Source organism: Escherichia sp. MOD1-EC6300, from assembly GCF_002965045.1.
Taxonomy (GTDB): Bacteria; Pseudomonadota; Gammaproteobacteria; order Enterobacterales; family Enterobacteriaceae; genus Escherichia; species Escherichia coli_F.
On record NZ_PTRH01000004.1, the window covers coordinates 254,421 to 276,515 of the forward strand.

Annotated in this window: 19 protein-coding genes and 1 other RNA gene; 9 read left to right on the plus strand and 11 right to left on the minus strand. The window is 49.3% G+C overall.

The annotated features are described in order from the left end of the window. Positions 1-51: 51 nt before the first annotated feature. Entirely contained in the window at positions 52-990 is a 939-nt protein-coding gene (locus tag BGE37_RS08590) for an electron transfer flavoprotein subunit alpha (RefSeq protein ID WP_000080714.1), read from the minus strand. Between the two features lie 19 nt (positions 991-1,009). Further along, on the minus strand, positions 1,010-1,774 hold the full coding sequence (locus tag BGE37_RS08595) for an electron transfer flavoprotein (protein ID WP_105287941.1): 765 nt from the start codon (positions 1,772-1,774) through the stop codon (positions 1,010-1,012). Positions 1,775-2,089: 315 nt separating this feature from the next. Between BGE37_RS08595 and BGE37_RS08605 the strand changes: the two genes are divergently transcribed. Next, positions 2,090-3,001 carry an AraC family transcriptional regulator gene (locus BGE37_RS08605; protein WP_105287942.1) on the plus strand — a complete coding sequence of 304 codons (912 nt, stop codon included), beginning with the start codon at positions 2,090-2,092 and terminating at the stop codon, positions 2,999-3,001. A 42-nt stretch (positions 3,002-3,043) separates the two neighbouring features. On the opposite strand, the gene BGE37_RS08610 is transcribed toward BGE37_RS08605, so the two are convergent. From BGE37_RS08610 to ydiK, 9 genes are all read right to left on the minus strand, one after another. Further along, positions 3,044-4,195: an acyl-CoA dehydrogenase gene (locus BGE37_RS08610; protein WP_000347836.1), complete on the minus strand. Its 1,152-nt coding sequence runs from the start codon at positions 4,193-4,195 to the stop codon at positions 3,044-3,046. Between the two features lie 13 nt (positions 4,196-4,208). Continuing rightward, positions 4,209-5,804 carry an acyl CoA:acetate/3-ketoacid CoA transferase gene (locus tag BGE37_RS08615; RefSeq protein WP_000805655.1) on the minus strand — a complete coding sequence of 532 codons (1,596 nt, stop codon included), beginning with the start codon at positions 5,802-5,804 and terminating at the stop codon, positions 4,209-4,211. Between the two features lie 147 nt (positions 5,805-5,951). Beyond that, positions 5,952-6,710: a type I 3-dehydroquinate dehydratase gene (gene aroD, locus BGE37_RS08620; protein ID WP_032303147.1), complete on the minus strand. Its 759-nt coding sequence runs from the start codon at positions 6,708-6,710 to the stop codon at positions 5,952-5,954. A gap of 30 nt (positions 6,711-6,740) precedes the next feature. Then, the gene (gene ydiB / locus BGE37_RS08625) at positions 6,741-7,607 is read right to left on the minus strand and encodes a quinate/shikimate dehydrogenase (RefSeq protein WP_000383457.1); all 867 of its coding nucleotides are present in this window, start codon (positions 7,605-7,607) and stop codon (positions 6,741-6,743) included. Positions 7,608-7,618: 11 nt separating this feature from the next. After that, positions 7,619-8,884: an MFS transporter gene (locus BGE37_RS08630; protein ID WP_032184339.1), complete on the minus strand. Its 1,266-nt coding sequence runs from the start codon at positions 8,882-8,884 to the stop codon at positions 7,619-7,621. A 226-nt stretch (positions 8,885-9,110) separates the two neighbouring features. Beyond that, positions 9,111-10,325 carry an MFS transporter gene (locus BGE37_RS08635; protein ID WP_000795527.1) on the minus strand — a complete coding sequence of 405 codons (1,215 nt, stop codon included), beginning with the start codon at positions 10,323-10,325 and terminating at the stop codon, positions 9,111-9,113. 98 nt (positions 10,326-10,423) lie between these two features. Beyond that, the gene (locus BGE37_RS08640; RefSeq protein ID WP_088541852.1) at positions 10,424-10,780 is read right to left on the minus strand and encodes a YdiL family protein; all 357 of its coding nucleotides are present in this window, start codon (positions 10,778-10,780) and stop codon (positions 10,424-10,426) included. A gap of 136 nt (positions 10,781-10,916) precedes the next feature. Then, positions 10,917-11,024: antisense sRNA RprA (rprA, locus tag BGE37_RS08645), an RNA gene on the minus strand. Between the two features lie 185 nt (positions 11,025-11,209). Continuing rightward, the gene (gene ydiK / locus BGE37_RS08650) at positions 11,210-12,322 is read right to left on the minus strand and encodes an AI-2E family transporter YdiK (RefSeq protein ID WP_000248647.1); all 1,113 of its coding nucleotides are present in this window, start codon (positions 12,320-12,322) and stop codon (positions 11,210-11,212) included. Between the two features lie 388 nt (positions 12,323-12,710). On the opposite strand from ydiK, the gene ydiJ reads away from it, so the two are divergent. The 8 genes from ydiJ to sufS all read left to right on the plus strand — a co-directional run bounded on the left by ydiJ (position 12,711) and on the right by sufS (position 22,094). Next, on the plus strand, positions 12,711-15,767 hold the full coding sequence (gene ydiJ / locus BGE37_RS08660; protein ID WP_105287943.1) for a D-2-hydroxyglutarate dehydrogenase YdiJ: 3,057 nt from the start codon (positions 12,711-12,713) through the stop codon (positions 15,765-15,767). Then, complete coding sequence (menI, locus tag BGE37_RS08665; protein ID WP_000637986.1) at positions 15,764-16,174, plus strand: 1,4-dihydroxy-2-naphthoyl-CoA hydrolase; 411 nt, start codon at positions 15,764-15,766, stop codon at positions 16,172-16,174. The genes ydiJ and menI overlap by 4 nt, the downstream gene beginning before the upstream one ends. A gap of 99 nt (positions 16,175-16,273) precedes the next feature. Then, positions 16,274-16,462: a YdiH family protein gene (locus tag BGE37_RS08670; protein WP_064530065.1), complete on the plus strand. Its 189-nt coding sequence runs from the start codon at positions 16,274-16,276 to the stop codon at positions 16,460-16,462. Positions 16,463-17,010: 548 nt separating this feature from the next. Continuing rightward, positions 17,011-17,379 (plus strand): Fe-S cluster assembly scaffold SufA, encoded by a 369-nt coding sequence (sufA, locus tag BGE37_RS08675; protein ID WP_000367171.1) that lies wholly within the window; start codon positions 17,011-17,013, stop codon positions 17,377-17,379. An 8-nt stretch (positions 17,380-17,387) separates the two neighbouring features. Beyond that, positions 17,388-18,875 (plus strand): Fe-S cluster assembly protein SufB, encoded by a 1,488-nt coding sequence (sufB, locus tag BGE37_RS08680; RefSeq protein ID WP_105287945.1) that lies wholly within the window; start codon positions 17,388-17,390, stop codon positions 18,873-18,875. Between the two features lie 9 nt (positions 18,876-18,884). Further along, complete coding sequence (sufC, locus tag BGE37_RS08685; RefSeq protein ID WP_000948889.1) at positions 18,885-19,631, plus strand: Fe-S cluster assembly ATPase SufC; 747 nt, start codon at positions 18,885-18,887, stop codon at positions 19,629-19,631. After that, positions 19,606-20,877 (plus strand): Fe-S cluster assembly protein SufD, encoded by a 1,272-nt coding sequence (gene sufD, locus BGE37_RS08690; protein WP_105287946.1) that lies wholly within the window; start codon positions 19,606-19,608, stop codon positions 20,875-20,877. Before sufC ends, sufD begins: the two co-directional genes overlap by 26 nt. After that, positions 20,874-22,094 carry a cysteine desulfurase SufS gene (gene sufS / locus BGE37_RS08695; RefSeq protein ID WP_000144590.1) on the plus strand — a complete coding sequence of 407 codons (1,221 nt, stop codon included), beginning with the start codon at positions 20,874-20,876 and terminating at the stop codon, positions 22,092-22,094. Before sufD ends, sufS begins: the two co-directional genes overlap by 4 nt. Position 22,095 lies beyond the last annotated feature (1 nt).

A 22,095-nucleotide genomic window follows, 5' to 3' on the forward strand; every position in this document is an offset into this window, starting at 1 on the left:
TATGCTCCCTTCCCGCTGCATTTACAGCGGGAGATGTGGTTGAAAGGGGAATTAGCGGCTCAACTGGCTAATCAGGGCAGGGACGACTTTGTAAATATCGCCCACCAGACCGTAGTCGGCATAGTTGAAGATTGGCGCATTTTTATCTTTATTGATGGCGACAATCACTTTTGCACCGTTGCCGCCAACCATATGCTGGATCTGCCCGGAGATCCCCAGCGTCAGGTAGAGATCGGATTTCAGCAACACGCCGGAGACACCGATATAACGTTCACGCTCCATCCAGTTCTCGCCTTCGGCAATTGGACGTGAACAGCCGACTTCAGCATTCAGAACCGCCGCCAGTTCGTGGACCATTTTCAGGTCATCCTGCGCCGCCAGACCACGACCGACGCCAACCACACGTTTTGCTTTGCTCAGGTCCACGCTGCTTGCCGCTTTCGCACGGCGTTCGCGACAGAGAATTTCATGACGCGGGGCAACATAAGGTACCGTTTCTGTCGGGCACTGATGAGAGGTATCACTGGTACACGGTTCCTGAACACCGGGTGCAAGGGTAATGATCGCCAGCGGGCTGTTGATCTTTTCCTGAGCGAACGCTAACCCGCCATACATCCGGTGTTCGGCGCAAATGTGACCATCGACAATATCCACCGCCGTGGCATCGTTCACCAGCGCCGCATTCAGTTGCACACTTAACCGTGCTGCAAGAGCTTTACCACGTTTCGTCGCGGCCAGCAGCAACATAGAAGGGTGTTTATCTTTCAGCAGGGCAGCAATGCTTTCGGCGTAATTTTCAGTACGTTGCAGCGCATCATTTTGCTCAAGAACATAAATACATTTTGGACCATAAGGCATAACTGCCTGCGCCTGGTCGGTATTTTGTACAATGGCATACACCTGTTGGCCCCATTGCTGCGCGCCGCCAAACAGTTCAGCATAACGTTCAGGATTATCGCTAAAGACCCAGACGCTGTTTAATTGACTCATCGTTTCTTCTCCGTAGGCTTCAGTTCAGGGCTTTCTTCAGATGTTCCACCAGCTCGGCAATGGCCTCCGGCGAATCGTTATCGAGAATGATGTGCTTACGTTCTGTTTGCGGCGGTACGCGAATGCCGGTCAGTTCAGCAAGTGGCGTGCTCTGGCTCCAGCCAATATCACTTGCCTGCCACTGATTTACCGGTTTTTTACCCGCGCCGAGAATGGCTTTCATCGAAGGAATGCGTGGCATGTTAATATCGGAGGTGACGCAGAGCACGGCTGGAACAGAGAGCTCAATAACTTCAACATCATCTTCAAGCGTGCGTTCAATCACCAGTGTATTGCCCTGACGCTGAATAGCACTCACTGCATTAATCACCGGAAGTTGCAGAATTTCTCCGACCAGCAAGCCAACCTGCTGGGCATAAAGGTCGCCGGAACCTTCACCAAAGATCAGTAAATCGAAGCCGATCTTTTCAACTGCTGCCGCCAGCGCCTTTGCGGTATCGAGAGGCAGTGCATGTTCAAGTTGCGCATCCTGCACCAAATACAGACTATGCGGCCCGCGGGATAGCACGTCTTTGCGCACTTTCGAGTTCTGCAACAATGAGCCGCCAATGGTCAGCGCGGCTATCTCATCGTCATCTGTTGCAATCTGGCTTGCAGCTTCAATGGCATTGAGATCGAACTGGCTGATTTTGGCGTCGGCATTGTCGAAATTCAGGGTGTATTCTGGAGTGACAACAATGTCCTGTTCTTCAGGCACCAGCTTAAAGCAGGTTATTATTTTCATGATTTCTCCTGTGAGTCGCATACGGAACCATCTCCGATGGAAGGTAAAAATGGCCTGAAAATAGTGTGCGATAGCGGTGCGGGGTTTTCGACGGAGCAAGCTGTTTTCCTTGCCAACAATCTTGCAAAAAAAATGCGATCGCTAAAACAAAAGTGCAATTTGCGGCAATGTTGTTATTCCATGACCGTACAATCTTGCATTCAGTGTAAATAATCTTGTTTAGCTCTCGCTAAACGCGGTTGTATAACCGCAATACACGCCGTATTTTATCCGGCATATATTGTTTTTGCTTGCTCATGGAATAGGGAGGTTGTCATGTATCAACGCTGTTTTGATAATGCCAGTGAAACGCTGTTTGTCGCCGGTAAAACGCCACGGCTTTCACGTTTCGCATTTAGCGATGATCCAAAATGGGAGTCTGGACATCACGTTCATGACAATGAAACCGAGCTGATTTACGTCAAGAAAGGGATAGCAAGGTTTACCATCGATTCTTCGTTATATGTCGCGCATGCCGATGACATTGTGGTGATAGAACGTGGCAGGCTGCATGCGGTGGCCTCTGACGTTAACGATCCGGCAACGACGTGTACCTGTGCGCTGTACGGCTTTCAGTTTCAGGGGGCTGAGGAAAATCAGCTACTGCAACCGCATTCTTGCCCGGTAATTGCCGCAGGGCAGGGAAAAGAAGTCATTAAAACCTTATTTAATGAGCTAAGTGTGATTTTGCCGCAAAGTAAAAATAGCCAAACATCTTCGTTATGGGACGCATTTGCCTATACGTTAGCAATTCTTTACTACGAAAACTTTAAAAATGCTTATCGTTCGGAGCAGGGATATATTAAAAAAGATGTTCTGATAAAAGATATTCTTTTCTATCTGAATAATAATTATCGCGAAAAAATCACTTTAGAGCAGTTATCGAAAAAATTTCGTGCCAGCGTCAGTTATATTTGCCATGAATTTACCAAAGAGTATCGTATTTCCCCTATTAACTATGTTATTCAACGGCGTATGACGGAAGCGAAATGGTCACTCACCAATACTGAATTATCACAGGCAGAGATCTCCTGGCGTGTGGGTTATGAAAATGTCGATCACTTTGCCAAACTGTTTTTGCGCCATGTCGGCTGTTCGCCCAGCGATTACCGCAGGCAATTTAAAAACTGTTTTGCGGAACAAGAAATCCTATCTGAATTTCCTCAACCAGTAAGTCTTGCCGGATAAATCTGGCGGCGCAGTTTGTTAAGAAGCTGCGCCGCCTGCAGATTATTTGTTCTGATAATCTTTCAGGATCTGCCGACCTGCTACGTAAATCATAATTTCGTCTGTACCGCCGCCGATACGTTCACAACGGACATCACGCCAGAAGCGGGAGACGCGCGCCTCATCGGTATAGCCCAGACCGCCCATGATTTGAATCGCATCATCAATGACTTCCATTGCGGTACGTGCGCAGTACAGTTTTGCCAGCGCCGCGCTGGTGCGCAGTGACTGATGCTGATCGGCTTGCCATGCCACTTTCAACACCATGTTGCGCATGTTGTCGATCTTAATCGCCATCAGCGCCAGTTTTTCCTGGATCATCTGGTTATGACCAATGGGCTTACCAAAAGCGATACGCTGGTTGGCATAGCGGGCGGCATCTTCAAAGGCACACTCGGCAAAGCCGGTGCTGCGCGCGGCGTTGATCAGGCGTTCCATCTCAAAGTTGTACATCACATTGAGGAAACCCATTCCTTCTTCGCCCACCATGTCGCTCTCTTCAACTTCCACGTTGTCGAGATAGACTTCGCAGGTGCTGAGCATATGCCAGCCGATTTTATGCAGCGGGTTAATCTTAATGCCGGGCTTACTGGAGTCGACCCACCACAGGGTGAAGGCTTTTTTGGGATCTTTCGGTTCTGGATCGCGCGCCAGCACCAGCATATATGGGTACTCTTTCGCGCCGGTAATAAAGGTTTTCTGGCCGTTGATGTAAACCTTGCCATTTTTACGCGTGTAAGTGGTAGTGGCACTGTTATTGTCTGAGCCTGCGCCTGGTTCCGTCAATGCCAGGGCATAGGCGGGATCACCCGTTTCCAGGGTGCTCTCTGCCGTTTTACGTAGCTGCTCAGCAGAACCGAAACGGCGCATGCTGTGAATACATTGACCGTTGGTAATCAAAAATGCCGGAGCACCGCATTTTGACACTTCCATCAGCGCCAACATCTGGGTGACGTAATCCGCAGGGATGCCACCAAATTCTTCCGGCACGCCAAGCATAGAAATGCCGTTATCCGCCAGTGCCCGCATAAACTCACGCGGGTATGTCCCGTTTTGATCGCAGGTGCGGAAATACTCTTCCGGGAAGTTGGTCGTAATCAACTCGCGAATACTGGCCAGCAGCAGTTCTTGTTCTTCAGTTAAAGAAAAATCCATCATTATACTCCTGTTAATGAGCCGCTTCAGGCAGGACAAAACCCATCGCCGCATCGATAAATAATCTTTCGTCCATCAGTTTGAGTTCTGGCGAAATCACTGGGGTGAAATCCATTTTGTCGAGAATATCTTTTTGTAAATCGACGCCAGGAGCGATTTCGATTAAATGCAGTCCGTCTTCTTTCAGAGTGAATACGGCGCGCTCAGTGATATAACGAACATCCAGCCCTCGCTCGAGAGCGATTTTTCCGCTGAAAGTAATTTCCGGTAGTTCCTGAATAAATTTCTTCACCCGTCCTTCCTGGACGATATTTAATTTGCCGTCGGCAATTTCTGTTTTTAAACTGCCCGCGGTTAATGTGCCGCAGAAAATGATTTTCTTCGAAGTGGCACTGATATCAATAAATCCACCGGTGCCCATGATTTTACCATTGAATTTATGCACGCCGACGTTACCGTGCTGGTCGACTTCAGCAAAACTCAAATAACAAACATCCAGACCGCCACCGTGATAAAAATCAAACTGGGACGTCATATCCAGAATGGCACGGGTATTCACGTTCGCGCCAAAGGCGATCCCCTGTGAAGTAATACCGCCAATTGGGCCTGTTTCTACCGTCAGAATAAAGTCATCAGCACAACCTTCTTCCCGGGCGACCAGACCAATGCCGTCAGCAATACCGACGCCGACATTCCCCACCGCGCCTTTGCGCATTTCGAATAATGCGCGCCGCGCAACTAATTTACGTTGGTTTAGGGGTAGGCTAAGTTTGGTGCTGTCATCAAGGGTGAAGTCACCAGAAATAAAGCGGTTAACCGGCGCACCGCCATACAGTTGGGTTTGATCCGGATCGACTACCACAATATCCACCAGATAACCCGGAATACGGACAGATTTAGGATGCAGCGTGGCTTTCTTAACCATCTTCTGCACCTGCATCATCACAATACCGCCGTTATTGTGCACCGCCTGAGCAATAACCAATGCGTCGAGATACATCACCTCATCTTCAAAAGTGGCGTAGCCTTCACTGTCGCAGGTGGTAGCGCGAATGAAGGCGATATCCGGCGCAATCGCTTTGTAATAGAGATATTCTTTGTTATCAAACTCGACCAGTTTAATCAGGTCTTCTTTAGTGACTTCATTCAGTTTGCCGCCTTGCTGGCGTGGATCGACAAATGTTCCGATGCCAATATCACTAATAATACCAGGCTGGTGGGCTGCGGCGGCGCGTAAGGTTTGTGTAAGTACACCTTGTGGATAGTTATAAGCAATAATTTTATTTTGTTCTGCGAGATCAGAAATACGCGGCGATTGTCCCCAGTGACCGCATAATGCCCATTTCACCAGACCTTCTTGTGCCAGCGGACTAATACCACGGTCGGCGCGATCGCCAAGCCCTGTTGGACTAATAATCGATAAATTACGTGGTGTTTGAGTCTGTTTATATTTATCAGCAAGAGCAGTAATTAACGTGGTGGCTTCCAGAATACCGCCGCCAGCGCCTAACACACAAAGTGTTGCTTCGTCGGGAATATAATTCACCGCTTCCTGTGCCGACAGGACCGGCACTCGTCCATTAATACGAGGTGGTTTTACAGGTTTCATTGTTAATTCCTGATTCAGATGTGATTTTCCCTACGCCAGATGGAGAATTAGCGCACAGAGACTCACGAAATATTTTTATTAAATACGGTTAAAAATACTTTTTTTTCATTTCGGCGGGGGAGGATATTCCCGCCGAAATATTATTGCTTATGCCTGATGTAAAATAGTTAATACCGTGCGCAAATCATTTACCGAGATTTGCCCTGGCGCAGAGGCTTTTTTTACCGCACCAAAAGTTGCCGCCGACCCAAATACTTCACCAGCCAGACGAGAAATTACGCCAGTTTTTGCCATCGACATTGTTATTATGGGGCGATCGGCATACTGCTCCTGCATCTCCAGGGTTGCACTAAGCAACGTCAGCACATCGCTGGTACTTTGCGGCATCAGCGCAATCTTAGGAATATCGGCATCGAAGGACTGCATTTTGCGCAGACGGGCAATGATTTCTTCGGCTTCCGGCGTTTTATGGAAGTCATGGTTGGACATGACAACTTTCACATCATGCGCGTGGGCGTAGGCGACGGTTTCTTTAACCTGATCATCGCCGGTAAATAACTCCAGATCGATCATATCAACCAGGCCACTATCGATGGCTGCACGATTGAGTGCAATATAAGCCTCGGTGGAAATCGCCTGCTCGCCGCCTTCTTTGGCACTGCGGAAGGTAAACAGCAGTGGTTTTTCTGGCATGGTTTCACGGAGAATTTTTGCTGCCGCCATGACAGACTCCACATTGGAGAGGTCGGCATAGTGGTCCACACGCCATTCCAGAATATCAAAGTCCGCTTCACGATAGGCGAGAGCTTCGGATTTCACGCTGGCGATATCTTTCGCCATCAGCGAGACGATGATTTTAGGTGCGCCCGTACCAATGACGAGATCTTTTACAGTTACGGTTTTCATTTTTTACCCTTTCTGCACGCGGTCAGCCTGTCAGGCACCGAACCCCATGACCTGTTTAACATATTCCAGAGGGAAATCTTTGCCAGTCCATAACGTGAACTGTTCAGCCCCTTGCCACAACAACATGCCGTATCCATCAATCGTTTTGCAACCAGCTTGTTGCGCCTGCTGCAATAACTTCGTCATATGCGGGTTATACACGCATTCAGTGACCAGAAGTCCCGGATGTAACAGACTGATATCATTAACCAATGATTCATTCTCAAGGGGTTTCATACCCACTTTTGTGCCATTGGTTAAAATGTCGGCGGAAGCCAGGGCTTCAGCAAAGGCTTGCTGATCGGCGAGATCGGTGACTGTCACGACGCAATCGGTGTTTTCGTTAACCCGCTGCGCGAAGGCGAGGGCTTTATCGAAGAACTCATCCCGACGGTTAAAGAGTTTTATTTCTTTTAAACCTTCAATTGCCCCCTGCGCGCCAATCGCCGTTGAGGCACCTCCGGCCCCTAACAGCACCATTGTTTTGCCTTTGATATCAAAACCGCTCTCTTTAATGGCGCGAATATGGCCCGTGCCGTCGGTGTTATAGCCACGCAGATAGCCATCATCATTAACGATGGTGTTGATGGCACCCACCAGTTTGGCCGCTGGTGTTAATTCATCAACATATTCACACGCCAGTTGTTTGTTCGGCATTGATACACCAGTTCCGCGCATTTTGAGGGCTTTTAATCCTTCAATTGCTGCGGGAAAACTATCGTTATCCACTTCAAAGGCCATATAGGTAAATGGCAATCCCGCTTTTTCTAAGGCTTTATTCTGCATTTCAGGCGATAAACTGTGGCGGATAGGATAGGCCATCAACCCAATCAATTCGTATTTTGCGGTAACATCCATAATTAACTCCTTTAACCTCTATGCTTAATTGTGTTTAACCGGGTGCTAAATTTACGCTCGCCAAACCGCACATCATTCTCAGGAATAATAAAAACGCGGTAATAGCGGATAAAAACAATAATTGCGGTAATCAGGGCCAGCAGCGCGAAAGTAAAATCGAGAACAATGATATATTGCAGGCCAATGTTCGACAGATAACCGGTAATCAGCGGAATAACAAAGTTAGCCAGTCCACCCATCATCATATAAATACTGGTGACTTTGGCTTTGCTTTTGGGAAAAAACTCTGACATGACCGAAACGCCGAGCTGTAAAATGCCGCCAGCCGCTGAGAAACCGATAACAAAGGCTCCGGCATTACACACCAGTGGAGAAGGGTACAGGTAGATAATGGCAGCTGTTATTGTTGCCAGTGCAGAGTTAAATACATTAGCCCAGATGGGCCGGACCATTTTTTTCAGCAGTGCGGCAAAAATAAAGACACAGACCAGCGAACCCATACTGTAATAAGAGATGGTTTTTAATGCCTCAGCTTCTGACATACCAGCAAAAGCCATCGCATATTTGGGCATCCACACCACAATCACATAAAAGGTCGAGAATGCGGCTACACCGAACAGTACCGATGACACACCTTCCAGCCAGACTAACGGTTTGCTGTTCATTTGCGGTAATTCATTAGCTACGCTGGCGTCCACCAACTGGCTGGGGAATTTGCTTTTTAACAGCATCAGCGTGATCAGTACAAACAGAATACCCGGAATAATCAGCCCATAGCCGTACCAGATATTATTGAGCAACATATAGCTCACCAGCATTGGGTAGAACATTTGCCCGAATGACACCATCGCTTTAACCAGTATGACCGCCGAACCAGAGGCTTTCGGAAAGCATTCCATGAGCGCAGGATAGCCCCCCGTATCCAGCGCTGAGTTAGCGATACCTACGCACACTGCCAGACAGTAGGCGAGAGTTAAATTCGGGCAAGCGGGAATACCAAAGAAGAATAGCAGATACATTATTACTGCCATTAATATCACCGCCCGACGACCAAACTTATCGGAGATCACACCGAAGAATAAAATACTGATCAATCGGCCCAAACCGATACCGGAAATTAAATAGGCAATGCCCGCGTTGTCAGTGGAAAACTTTTCTGCCAGAGATGACATATTTTGGGCAAGCGTAATAACACTAATGCCGTGCAGGAAATAGCTGAAGTAAATACAAAGAACAGCCAGGATAAATGGCGTGCTGAAAGCCTTATTTTGAGACATTTTCACAGCTCCTTGCTGAAAGATAATTTCGTTACCGTACGTATTGTTCTCCGACGGTTTACATAATTACTATACTGAAGATGATTTTCCCTGGGTACATGGCATAAAGTTTATGTTTCCAGGAATATTGCATGTCATAGTTTGTTTTTGATCGCGATTTTCCTTAGTTGGCGCAGAAAGAGTTATTTATCCGTAAGATCTTGCATGACCTGAAAAGAATATTGCATTACCCACCCGGAGCGACATTTTCCTTTAGCGAGTGATGCCACGTTTCTTTGCGGCTGCGTAAGCCGATAAACAGTGCCAGTAAAAAGCCGATGGCAGCGATGGCGGTATCGAACCACATAATATCGGCAATACTTCTTTGGGACAGATGAGCCGTAATCAACGGAATAGTAAAGGTCGCAATACTGCCCGCACTGTAATAGATCCCTGTAGCTTTACCTTTAGCGTAGGGGAAACGTTCAGCCATTAATGTCAGGCCAATTTGCACAACACCTCCAGCAGAGGTAAAACCAATGACAAAAGCAAATATTATCACCACATAAAATGTGGGATGCAGACAGACGGTAAACAGAGCAATAAATGAGATAAAGGTGTACAGCATCAGTAATGTTGTTGGGCGAACGGTATTACGAATGAGTGGAGCGGTAATAAATACACAAAGCAGCGAACCCACGGTGTAGATACTGAGTAGTTTGATCGACATAGTGTATGACATGCCTGCAACAAATTGTCCGTACTGTGCCAGCCACTGGCTAACCAGATAAAAGGTTGCCATTGAGATATAGCCATATAAGGTATAACTGGCTAAATCGATAATTGAACAGCGATGTTCCGTAGAGTTGGTGGCTTTCTCTATGACAGGTAAGCGACGACCCGGATGGGGTGGGAACGTACAACGGTATAAAAACAGAGCATTAATAAACATAATGCCTGCGGCAATCATAAAGGACCAGCCGAACCACAGTTCAGCCCACACTAACAGGCTGATGATTAGCGGTAATAAAAATTGCCCGCTGGAAACAAATGCTTTAATTAAAATATTAGCTGTACCCGGTGAACGTGGAAAAGCTTCCATCAAACTGGGATAGGTGCCTGCATCGAGAAAACTGTTTGCCATTCCCGCCAGAAAGCCCAAACCATAAGCGATAATGATGTTATTGGTGTGCAGGATGCCAAAAAAGAAGGCCATATAGCAGCACATCCCGAGCATGATAAAAGGGCGGCGACCAAAGCGATCGGATAATAATCCTGCAAAAAGCAAGACACTTAATCGACCAATACCCAGCGATGAGATAACTATTGAGACGCCTGCGGCATTAGTCTGCCAAAGCGTCTCCAGCGAGGCCATATTCAGGCTCATCAAAATGACGCCCATACCATGCACCAGGTAATTAAAATACAACCCAAGTGCGGTAGGGAAATAGGGATTTTTCATAGGTTCTACTTAGCAAAGGTGCTTTAAAAAGTGTAGCGATGTTGTGTCAGCATCCGTTCATTATTGTTGTAACAACGACAATTCCTTTCTTTGGAAAATTAACAAAGGCGCTCCAGATCGTGTGCATATAATTCAGCGGCTACCGATTGATAGATCTTCCAGTCAATAAAATTGCCATCAGGGTAGACACGTTGAAACGCGGTTAAGTCAGGGAAAAAACGCATGGTGTTGTTGCCGATGCGGTTATTTATTTTCTCTATGATGGCATGAAGATGTTTTTTTCGTTGCTGTCGCATAGCCAACAGTTGCTCGACCACACGATCAGGAATGGCGCATTTGCCATTTTCCCACTGATGCCAGCTTTCACTGTCAGCGGTCTGGGCAATCCAGGTCGCGCATTCATCAATAGTCATGGCAAAAATATGGCGAAGAGCCTGGAGTTCATAAGCGTTCATCGTGTAATGGCTGCATGAAATAAACAATAAAATATAAATAACATTATCAGCCTGCCGACGGCTTGAAGAGAGTCACAGTATCTTGTGCAACATTATTGGAAAGAGTGAGGGGGCGAGGTAGCGAAGAAGAAAAATGTTAAAAAAAAGCCCATCGTGGGAGATGGGCAAAGACTACACACAGCAATTCGTTGTTTCACTCAGGGGATTTCCATGCTTATAAATCAATATGTTGATTTATAACCGTGAGCTAATAGTAGGCATACGGACTTTTTGCGTCGATCAGATTCGTCTCATTAGTTTAAAAACTGTAAAGAATTTGCGACAGGTACTACCAGCTGAATGGCGGTAAGCAGGAAAATATAGTGAAGAGCAAGCAAATATCAATTAGCGGTGGTTAACAATCAGGCGGCAGAACCGCCTGATGAGAAATTACTTATTCGGTTTCTCGATTTCGCCAAGTTCTTCGAGAACTTCTTCCGGTTGGTCAGTCGGCGGTGGGACTTCTTCCACCCACGCGGCAAAAAGACGCCAGGAAACGGCTAACAGAACCGGACCAATAAACAGACCGATCATCCCGAAAGCAATCAAACCACCAATAACACCAGAGAGGATTAGGATCAGCGGTAAATCGGCACCCATGCGAATTAACATTGGGCGGATGACGTTATCCAGCGTGCCAACCACACCGCTCCATACCAGTAATACCGTTCCCCAGGTGGTATCGCCGGTCCAGTAAAGCCAGATGATCGCCGGAATCAGCACCGGCAGCGGGCCAAGTTGGACAAGGCAGGAGAGGATCATTAACACCGTGAGCAAAGTTGCATAAGGTACGCCGGATACCGCGAGGCCGATACCGCCAAGCACTGCCTGTACTAACGCTGTCACCACAACACCCAGCGCCACTGCGCGGATAGCTTGTGCCGCCAGCAGCACGGCGGCATCTCCACGAACGCCTGCCAGACGGGTAGCAAAATGGCGAATGCCTTGCGCCACTTGTTCACCGCGCCAGTACAGCAGGGCGCTGAAGAGAAGCATCAGCGCACAATGCACCATAAAGCGCCCGATATGCGCCGCCTGCCCAACGAACCAGGTGGTGGTGGTGCCAATATAAGGACGGACTTTGGCCATGATCGCCGTGCCTCCCATATCCAGCAAGTTGTGCCAGCCTGCATACAGCTTCGTGCCAATCACCGGTATGGTATTAAGCCATGCCAGATCGGGTAACGTCATGTCACCGCTGGAAATAGCTTTAATTAGCGGACCGCTGCCATCGACAATACTGTTAACCAACAAGGCAATAGGGATGATAAACACCATCACTAATAACAGCGTCATCACCAGAACGGCGAGAGAGCGGCGGCCAAACATGATCTTTTGCAAACGTAACAATACCGGCCAGGTGGCGATAACCACCGTACCGGCCCATGCAAAGCCGAGAATAAAGGGTTGAACAATCCACAGACATGCCACAATCATGATGGCTAAAAACAGCACCGAAAGCAGAATTTGTGCGACATCCCTGGGCTGACGAACATTTACCATAACTACTTTTCACCTTTTTTGTGCGTCAAATCGTCGACGCGACGTGAACACGCGAAACTCACCTGCATAATGATGAGCAATTTCAGCGGTTTTTAACAGGCCGATTCTGCCCTTAATTCTGATGGGCGTGTTAGAAAAAAATGTGGTACAACAACTCAGGCAACACGCAAACGATTTACTCGTCGTATTTCAAATTGCATGTGCTGCGGCTACGTTCGTTCATCCCAGTCACTTACTTTTGTAAGCTCCAGGAGTTCACTCGCTTGCCGCCTTCCTGCAACTCGAAATCCATAGAGTAAACAAACATCACCTTTCAGTGCGCTATTGCAGCCGCCTGAAAGAATAGTGTATCGACCTACATCACAGACCGCAGGAAAGGGTCAATATAATGATTCCACAGATTTCCCAGGCACCCGGCGTCGTTCAACTGGTGCTTAATTTTTTGCAAGAGCTGGAGCAACAGGGTTTTACCGGCGATACGGCGACAAGTTATGCCGATCGTCTGACAATGTCGACCGACAACAGTATTTACCAACTTCTCCCCGATGCGGTGGTATTTCCGCGTTCAACCGCAGATGTGGCGCTGATCGCCCGTCTTGCCGCGCAGGAACGCTATTCATCGCTGATCTTTACCCCCCGCGGCGGCGGCACCGGCACTAACGGTCAGGCGCTCAACCAGGGGATTATTGTTGATATGTCCCGCCATATGAACCGCATCATCGAAATTAACCCTGAAGAGGGCTGGGTGCGCGTTGAGGCCGGGGTGATAAAAGATCAACTCAATCAGTACCTGAAACCGTTCGGCTACTTTTTTGCGCCGGAACTTTCGACCAGCAACCGGGCAACGCTCGGTGGGATGATCAATACCGATGCATCCGGTCAGGGATCGCTGGTCTATGGCAAAACGTCAGATCACGTACTTGGCGTACGCGCGGTGTTGTTGGGGGGCGATATTCTCGATACGCAGCCTTTACCCGTCGAACTGGCGGAAACGCTGGGTAAAACCAATACCGCAATCGGGCGAATTTATAACACGGTTTATCAACGTTGCCGTCAGCAACGCCAGTTAATCATCGACAACTTCCCCAAACTTAACCGCTTTCTTACCGGTTACGATCTGCGTCATGTCTTTAACGATGAGATGACCGAGTTCGACCTGACGCGCATTCTGACGGGTTCAGAAGGGACGCTGGCCTTTATTACCGAAGCGCGGCTGGATATTACGCCCTTGCCTAAAGTGCGCCGTCTGGTGAACGTCAAATATGACTCTTTTGACTCCGCGCTGCGTAACGCGCCGTTTATGGTTGAGGCGCGGGCGCTTTCGGTAGAGACGGTGGACTCAAAAGTGCTGAATCTGGCGCGGGAAGATATTGTCTGGCATTCCGTCAGCGAGTTGATTACCGATGTGCCTGACAAAGAAATGCTCGGGCTGAACATTGTGGAATTTGCTGGTGATGATGAGACGCTGATTGATGAGCGGGTAAATGCACTCTGTGCGCGGTTGGATGAACTGATTGCCAGCCAACAGGCAGGTGTGATTGGCTGGCAGGTGTGCCGCGAACTGGCGGGTGTTGAACGTATCTATGCGATGCGCAAAAAAGCCGTTGGTCTGCTTGGCAATGCCAAAGGTGCCGCTAAGCCAATTCCGTTTGCTGAGGATACCTGCGTACCGCCGGAACATCTGGCCGATTATATTGCTGAATTTCGCGCGCTGCTCGACAGCCACGGCTTAAGCTACGGTATGTTCGGTCACGTCGACGCAGGTGTCTTGCACGTCCGTCCGGCACTGGATATGTGCGATCCACAACAAGAGATTTTGATGAAGCAAATCTCTGATGACGTGGTGGCGCTGACTGCGAAATACGGTGGTTTGTTGTGGGGCGAGCACGGCAAAGGTTTTCGCGCTGAATACAGCCCGGCGTTTTTCGGTGAGGAACTTTTTGCAGAACTGCGCAAAGTGAAAGCGGCATTTGACCCGCATAACCGACTCAACCCAGGGAAGATTTGCCCGCCAGAAGGTCTCGATGCGCCGATGATGAAAGTGGACGCGGTGAAGCGTGGCACATATGATCGACAGATCCCCATCGCGGTACGCCAGCAGTGGCGCGGTGCAATGGAGTGTAACGGCAACGGTTTATGCTTCAACTTTGATGCCCGCAGTCCGATGTGCCCGTCGATGAAGATTACCCAGAACCGGATTCATTCACCGAAAGGGCGCGCAACGCTGGTGCGTGAATGGCTGCGTTTGTTGGCAGATCGCGGCGTTGACCCACTCAAACTGGAACAGGAACTGCCTGAATCCGGTGTCAGTCTGCGGACGTTAATTGCCCGTACGCGTAATAGCTGGCATGCGAATAAAGGCGAATATGATTTCTCGCACGAAGTGAAAGAGGCGATGTCGGGCTGCCTGGCCTGTAAAGCGTGTTCGACTCAGTGCCCCATCAAAATTGACGTGCCTGAGTTTCGTTCTCGCTTTCTGCAACTCTATCACACCCGTTATTTACGGCCTCTGCGCGACTACCTCGTCGCCACGGTCGAGAGCTACGCACCGCTGATGGCACGTGCACCGAAGACTTTTAACTTCTTCATTAACCAGCCGCTGGTGCGCAAACTCTCGGAAAAACATATCGGCATGGTTGATTTGCCACTGCTGTCGGTTCCCTCGCTGCAACAACAAATGGTGGGGCATCGCTCGGCAAACATGACGCTGGAACAGCTTGAAGTTCTCAATGCAGAGCAGAAAGCGCGCACGGTGTTGGTGGTGCAGGACCCCTTTACCAGCTATTACGATGCGCAAGTGGTGGCGGATTTTGTCCGTCTGGTCGAAAAATTAGGTTTCCAGCCCGTGTTACTGCCATTTTCGCCGAATGGCAAAGCCCAGCATATCAAAGGCTTTCTTAATCGTTTTGCGAAGACGGCGAAAAAAACGGCGGATTTTCTCAACCGAATGGCGAAATTGGGAATGCCAATGGTGGGCGTCGATCCAGCGCTGGTACTTTGTTATCGCGATGAATATAAACTGGCTCTGGGCGAGGAGCGTGGCGAGTTTAAGGTCTTACTGGCGAATGAATGGTTGGCAAGCATACTTGAGTCACAGCCAGTGGCTACAGTCAGCGGTGAATCATGGTATTTCTTTGGTCACTGTACCGAAGTTACCGCCTTGCCGGGCGCTCCAGCACAATGGGCGGCAATATTTGCCCGTTTTGGCGCGAAACTGGAAAATGTCAGCGTGGGTTGCTGCGGCATGGCAGGGACTTACGGACATGAAGCGAAAAATCATAAAAACTCGCTCGGGATCTATGAGTTATCCTGGCATCAGGCGATGCAGCGACTGCCGCGTAACCGCTGTCTGGCGACCGGATATTCCTGTCGCAGCCAGGTAAAACGGGTTGAAGGCACGGGGGTACGCCATCCTGTGCAGGCTTTACTGGAGATTATTAAATGATATGGAAACGAAAAATCACCCTGGAAGCACTGAATGCAATGGGTGAAGGAAATATGGTGGGGTTGCTGGATATTCGCTTTGAACATATTGGTGATGACACCCTTGAAGCGACAATGCCAGTAGACTCGCGGACAAAGCAGCCTTTCGGGTTGCTGCATGGAGGGGCATCCGTGGTACTGGCCGAAAGTATCGGTTCCGTTGCCGGTTATTTATGTACCGAAGGTGAGCAAAAAGTGGTTGGTCTGGAAATCAATGCTAATCATGTTCGCTCGGCACGAGAAGGGCGGGTGCGCGGCGTATGCAAACCGTTGCATCTCGGTTCGCGTCACCAGGTCTGGCAGATTGAAATCTTCGATGAGAAAGGGCGTTTGTGCTGTTCGTCACGATTGACGACCGCTATTTTGTGACGTTGTCACCAGAAAAGTGTGACGCATATTGCTTTTGGTCATTATCTGCACAGTAAACGGTGGTATACTGTGCAGGTCTTGTCTAAAAGCGAGGATGCTATGTCTACTCAACTTAATCCCACCCAGCTGGCCATTGAATTTTTACGTCGTGACCAGAGCAATCTTTCACCTGCCCAATATCTCAAACGTCTGAAACAACTAGAACTTGAATTTGCTGACCTGCTTACTCTCTCTTCTGCTGAATTAAAAGAAGAAATCTACTTTGCCTGGCGTTTGGGCGTGCATTGATCCTGACGTAATGCCGCGAGTTCGCCAAATCGGCCTGGATTAATCTTCGTCCAGGTTCGAGGGCCTTCTTAATACTGCTTATCTACCCGCCTGATAACGTTCAAAAATAATACAAATCGCAGTTTGTGCTAAAACAGCGGCTTAGCTTTATGAGACTATTCTTATCGCCCCTTCAAGAGCTAAGCCACTGTGAGTGCCGGAGATAAGCGCCGGATGGGGTAGAAACCCTTAAGCCTGTGATGCACAGACTTAAGGGTTTTCTTATTTCTGAACGCTGCACTTTTTTACCTATCTCTTAAATAGTCATTTTCAATACAACTTTTTCTTTTTCATCACAGCCTTAATGCTCCTTAGATAATAATCATTATCTAACAATGAGATACCTAATTCTTAGCGTGCCTGTTAACCCACACATCAGGGTCTATGCTTATTAAAAGCAGGCAAAAAGCATGTTTTACGGTAAAGCCCCTGCGTTTGCTGGGTTGAACTGATAATCATTATCACTAACATGCTGTTATACGCTGAAAGCGATGAAGTGAGGTAAATCGATGGACATGCATTCAGGAACCTTTAATCCACAGGATTTCGCCTGGCAGGGCTTAACGCTGACACCCGCAGCCGCTGTCCACATCCGCGAGCTGGTGGCAAAGCAGCCGGGTATGGTCGGCGTGCGCTTAGGCGTGAAGCAAACGGGCTGCGCGGGCTTTGGCTATGTGCTCGACAGTGTTAGCGAGCCGGACAAAGACGATCTGCTGTTTGAACATGACGGCGCGAAGCTGTTTGTCCCGCTGCAAGCGATGCCGTTTATTGATGGCACGGAAGTCGATTTCGTTCGTGAAGGACTTAATCAGATATTCAAATTTCACAACCCTAAAGCCCAGAATGAATGTGGCTGTGGCGAAAGCTTTGGGGTATAGGCGGTACTATGTCTCGTAATACTGAAGCAACTGACGATGTCAAAACCTGGACCGGCGGCCCGCTGAATTATAAAGAAGGGTTCTTCACCCAGTTAGCCACCGATGAGCTGGCAAAGGGGATAAACGAAGAGGTGGTGCGCGCAATTTCGGCGAAGCGTAATGAGCCGGAGTGGATGCTGGAGTTTCGTCTCAATGCTTATCGCGCATGGCTGGAGATGGAAGAGCCGCACTGGCTTAAAGCGCACTACGACAAGCTGAATTATCAGGAATACAGCTACTACTCAGCACCATCGTGCGGTAATTGTGACGACACTTGCGCGTCGGAACCCGGCGCGGTGCAGCAAACTGGCGCGAACGCCTTTTTAAGTAAAGAGGTGGAGGCGGCGTTTGAGCAGTTGGGCGTTCCTGTGCGGGAAGGCAAAGAGGTGGCGGTGGATGCCATTTTCGATTCTGTTTCGGTTGCCACCACTTATCGCGAAAAACTGGCGGAGCAGGGAATTATTTTTTGTTCCTTTGGCGAGGCGATCCACGATCACCCGGAACTGGTGCGTAAATATCTCGGCACCGTGGTGCCGGGGAATGACAACTTCTTTGCCGCGCTTAATGCGGCGGTGGCCTCTGACGGTACATTTATTTATGTGCCTAAAGGCGTGCGCTGCCCGATGGAACTTTCCACGTATTTCCGTATTAACGCGGAAAAAACCGGGCAGTTTGAGCGCACCATTCTGGTGGCCGACGAAGACAGCTACGTCAGCTACATTGAAGGCTGTTCCGCTCCGGTGCGTGACAGCTATCAGTTACACGCGGCGGTGGTGGAAGTCATCATCCATAAAAACGCCGAGGTGAAATATTCCACGGTACAAAACTGGTTCCCTGGCGATAACAACACCGGCGGTATTCTCAATTTCGTCACCAAGCGTGCTTTGTGCGAAGGCGAAAACAGCAAAATGTCATGGACGCAATCAGAAACCGGGTCAGCGATTACGTGGAAATATCCCAGCTGCATTTTGCGCGGCGATAACTCCATTGGTGAGTTTTACTCGGTGGCACTGACCAGCGGTCATCAGCAAGCGGATACCGGCACCAAGATGATCCACATCGGTAAAAACACCAAATCGACCATTATCTCGAAAGGGATCTCTGCCGGACACAGTCAGAACAGTTATCGCGGCTTAGTGAAAATCATGCCGACGGCAACCAATGCACGTAACTTCACCCAGTGCGACTCAATGCTGATAGGCGCTAATTGTGGGGCGCATACTTTCCCGTATGTCGAATGTCGCAATAACAGCGCGCAACTGGAGCACGAGGCAACGACATCACGTATTGGTGAAGATCAACTGTTTTACTGCCTGCAACGCGGGATCAGCGAAGAAGACGCCATCTCGATGATTGTTAACGGTTTCTGCAAAGACGTGTTCTCAGAACTGCCGCTGGAATTTGCCGTTGAAGCACAAAAACTCCTCGCCATCAGTCTTGAACACAGCGTCGGATAAGGAATAAACATGTTAAGTATTAAAGATTTACACGTCAGCGTGGAAGATAAAACTATCCTGCGCGGATTAAGCCTCGACGTTCGTCCCGGCGAAGTTCACGCCATTATGGGACCCAATGGTTCGGGGAAAAGTACCTTATCGGCAACGCTTGCCGGACGCGAAGATTATGAAGTGACGGCTGGCACGGTTGAGTTTAAAGGCAAAGATTTGCTTGCGCTGTCGCCGGAAGAACGTGCAGGCGAAGGCATCTTTATGGCCTTCCAGTATCCGGTGGAAATACCCGGCGTCAGTAACCAGTTTTTCCTGCAAACGGCACTTAATGCGGTACGCAGCTATCGCGGCCAGGAAACGCTCGACCGCTTTGATTTTCAGGATTTGATGGAAGAGAAAATCGCTCTTCTGAAAATGCCGGAAGATTTATTAACGCGTTCGGTAAACGTTGGTTTTTCCGGCGGCGAGAAAAAGCGCAACGATATTTTGCAAATGGCGGTGTTGGAACCGGAGTTATGCATTCTTGATGAGTCGGACTCCGGGCTGGATATTGACGCATTAAAAGTGGTTGCCGATGGCGTGAACTCGCTGCGTGACGGCAAGCGTTCATTCATCATTGTTACGCACTACCAACGCATTCTCGACTACATCAAGCCTGATTACGTCCATGTGCTGTATCAGGGACGAATTGTGAAATCCGGCGATTTCACGTTGGTCAAACAACTGGAGGAGCAGGGTTATGGCTGGCTTACCGAACAGCAGTAACGCGCTGCAACAGTGGCATCACTTGTTTGAAGCCGAGGGTGCAAAACGCTCCCCGCAAGCACAGCAGCATTTACAACAATTGCTGCGTACCGGACTGCCGACACGCAAACATGAGCACTGGAAATATACGCCGCTGGAAGGGCTGACCAATAGCCAGTTTGTCAGCATTGCGGGAGAGATATCCCCACAGCAGCGTGATGCCTTAGCGTTAACATTAGACGCGGTGCGGCTGGTTTTTGTTGATGGACGCTACGTGCCAGAGCTTAGCGATACAACTGAAGGCAGCGGGTATGAAGTGAGCATTAACGACGACCGTCAGGGATTACCCGACGCTATTCAGGCGGAAGTATTTCTCCATCTGACGGAAAGCCTGGCGCAAAGCGTGACGCATATAGCTGTGAAGCGCGGTCAACGACCGGCAAAGCCATTGCTGTTAATGCATATCACCCAGGGCGTGGCAGGTAAAGAGGTGAACACAGCTCATTACCGGCATCATCTGGATCTGGCGGAAGGTGCCGAAGCGACGGTGATTGAGCATTTTGTCAGCCTTAATGATGCTCGTCATTTCACCGGAGCGCGCTTTACCATCAATATCGCAGCGAACGCCCATTTGCAGCATATCAAGCTGGCGTTTGAAAACCCGGTCAGTCACCACTTTGCCCATAACGATTTGTTGCTGGCTGACGATGCCACTGCATTTAGCCACAGTTTCCTGCTTGGTGGCGCAGTATTACGACACAACACCAGTACGCAACTCAATGGCGAAAACAGCACGCTGCGGATCAATAGTCTGGTGATGCCGGTGAAAAACGAGGTGTGTGATACCCGTACCTGGCTGGAACACAATAAAGGTTTTTGTAACAGCCGACAGTTGCACAAAACTATCGTCAGCGACAAAGGCCGCGCGGTATTTAACGGTTTGATCAACGTCGCGCAGCACGCCATCAAAACGGATGGTCAGATGACCAACAATAATCTGCTGATGGGAAAACTGGCGGAAGTGGATACGAAACCGCAGCTGGAAATCTATGCAGATGATGTGAAATGTAGCCACGGTGCGACGGTGGGGCGTATTGATGATGAACAGATGTTCTATCTGCGCTCGCGTGGGATCAATCAGCAGGATGCCCAGCAGATGATCATTTACGCCTTTGCTGCCGAACTGACGGAAGCACTGCGTGATGAGGAGCTTAAACAGCAGGTGCTGGCCAGAATCGGTCAACGGCTGCCGGGAGGTGAAAGATGACTTTTTCCGTTGATAAGGTGCGAGCCGATTTTCCGGTGCTTTCGCGTGAGGTAAATGGTCTGCCATTGGCTTATCTCGACAGCGCTGCCAGTGCGCAAAAACCGAGCCAGGTGATTGATGCCGAGGCGGAGTTCTATCGTCACGGCTACGCGGCGGTACATCGCGGTATTCATACCTTAAGCGCCCAGGCGACCGAGAAAATGGAAAACGTGCGCAAGCGTGCTTCGCTGTTTATCAATGCCCGTTCCGCGGAAGAATTGGTGTTTGTCCGCGGCACCACGGAAGGCATTAACCTGGTCGCCAATAGCTGGGGCAACAGCAACGTGCGAGCGGGCGATAACATCATCATCAGCCAGATGGAGCACCACGCTAACATTGTTCCCTGGCAAATGCTTTGCGCGCGAGTGGGTGCAGAGCTGCGTGTGATTCCTCTCAACCCCGACGGTACGCTGCAACTGGAGACGCTGCCTACGCTGTTTGATGAGAAAACTCGCCTGCTGGCAATTACCCATGTCTCCAACGTGCTTGGGACAGAAAATCCGCTGGTGGAGATGATCACGCTTGCGCATCAACATGGCGCAAAAGTACTGGTGGATGGCGCTCAGGCGGTGATGCATCATCCGGTGGACGTTCAGGCGCTGGATTGCGATTTTTACGTTTTCTCCGGGCATAAACTGTATGGACCCACCGGGATTGGCATTCTTTATGTCAAAGAAGCCTTGTTGCAGGAAATGCCGCCGTGGGAAGGGGGCGGTTCTATGATCGCCACCGTCAGCCTGAGTGAAGGCACTACCTGGACTAAAGCACCGTGGCGGTTTGAAGCCGGCACACCCAATACCGGAGGCATCATTGGTCTTGGCGCGGCGCTGGAGTATGTGTCGGCGCTGGGGCTTAATAATATAGCCGAGTATGAACAGAATCTGATGCACTACGCGCTATCACAGCTGGAATCTGTACCGGATCTCACTCTCTATGGTCCCCAGAACAGACTTGGCGTTATTGCTTTTAATCTTGGTAAACACCACGCCTATGATGTTGGCAGTTTTCTCGATAACTACGGCATTGCTGTGCGTACCGGACATCACTGCGCTATGCCATTAATGGCCTATTACAACGTCCCTGCTATGTGTCGGGCGTCGCTGGCCATGTATAACACCCATGAAGAAGTTGATCGTCTGGTGACCGGATTGCAACGTATTCATCGTTTGCTGGGATAAC

Bases quoted from the DNA above. Each gene is read 5' to 3' on its own strand.
- BGE37_RS08590 (WP_000080714.1), bottom strand. From the start codon at position 990: ATGAGTCAATTAAACAGCGTCTGGGTCTTTAGCGATAATCCTGAACGT.
- BGE37_RS08595 (WP_105287941.1), bottom strand. From the start codon at position 1,774: ATGAAAATAATAACCTGCTTTAAGCTGGTGCCTGAAGAACAGGACATT.
- BGE37_RS08605 (WP_105287942.1), top strand. From the start codon at position 2,090: ATGTATCAACGCTGTTTTGATAATGCCAGTGAAACGCTGTTTGTCGCC.
- BGE37_RS08610 (WP_000347836.1), bottom strand. From the start codon at position 4,195: ATGGATTTTTCTTTAACTGAAGAACAAGAACTGCTGCTGGCCAGTATT.
- BGE37_RS08615 (WP_000805655.1), bottom strand. From the start codon at position 5,804: ATGAAACCTGTAAAACCACCTCGTATTAATGGACGAGTGCCGGTCCTG.
- aroD (WP_032303147.1), bottom strand. From the start codon at position 6,710: ATGAAAACCGTAACTGTAAAAGATCTCGTCATTGGTACGGGCGCACCT.
- ydiB (WP_000383457.1), bottom strand. From the start codon at position 7,607: ATGGATGTTACCGCAAAATACGAATTGATTGGGTTGATGGCCTATCCT.
- BGE37_RS08630 (WP_032184339.1), bottom strand. From the start codon at position 8,884: ATGTCTCAAAATAAGGCTTTCAGCACGCCATTTATCCTGGCTGTTCTT.
- BGE37_RS08635 (WP_000795527.1), bottom strand. From the start codon at position 10,325: ATGAAAAATCCCTATTTCCCTACCGCACTTGGGTTGTATTTTAATTAC.
- BGE37_RS08640 (WP_088541852.1), bottom strand. From the start codon at position 10,780: ATGAACGCTTATGAACTCCAGGCTCTTCGCCATATTTTTGCCATGACT.
- ydiK (WP_000248647.1), bottom strand. From the start codon at position 12,322: ATGGTAAATGTTCGTCAGCCCAGGGATGTCGCACAAATTCTGCTTTCG.
- ydiJ (WP_105287943.1), top strand. From the start codon at position 12,711: ATGATTCCACAGATTTCCCAGGCACCCGGCGTCGTTCAACTGGTGCTT.
- menI (WP_000637986.1), top strand. From the start codon at position 15,764: ATGATATGGAAACGAAAAATCACCCTGGAAGCACTGAATGCAATGGGT.
- BGE37_RS08670 (WP_064530065.1), top strand. From the start codon at position 16,274: ATGTCTACTCAACTTAATCCCACCCAGCTGGCCATTGAATTTTTACGT.
- sufA (WP_000367171.1), top strand. From the start codon at position 17,011: ATGGACATGCATTCAGGAACCTTTAATCCACAGGATTTCGCCTGGCAG.
- sufB (WP_105287945.1), top strand. From the start codon at position 17,388: ATGTCTCGTAATACTGAAGCAACTGACGATGTCAAAACCTGGACCGGC.
- sufC (WP_000948889.1), top strand. From the start codon at position 18,885: ATGTTAAGTATTAAAGATTTACACGTCAGCGTGGAAGATAAAACTATC.
- sufD (WP_105287946.1), top strand. From the start codon at position 19,606: ATGGCTGGCTTACCGAACAGCAGTAACGCGCTGCAACAGTGGCATCAC.
- sufS (WP_000144590.1), top strand. From the start codon at position 20,874: ATGACTTTTTCCGTTGATAAGGTGCGAGCCGATTTTCCGGTGCTTTCG.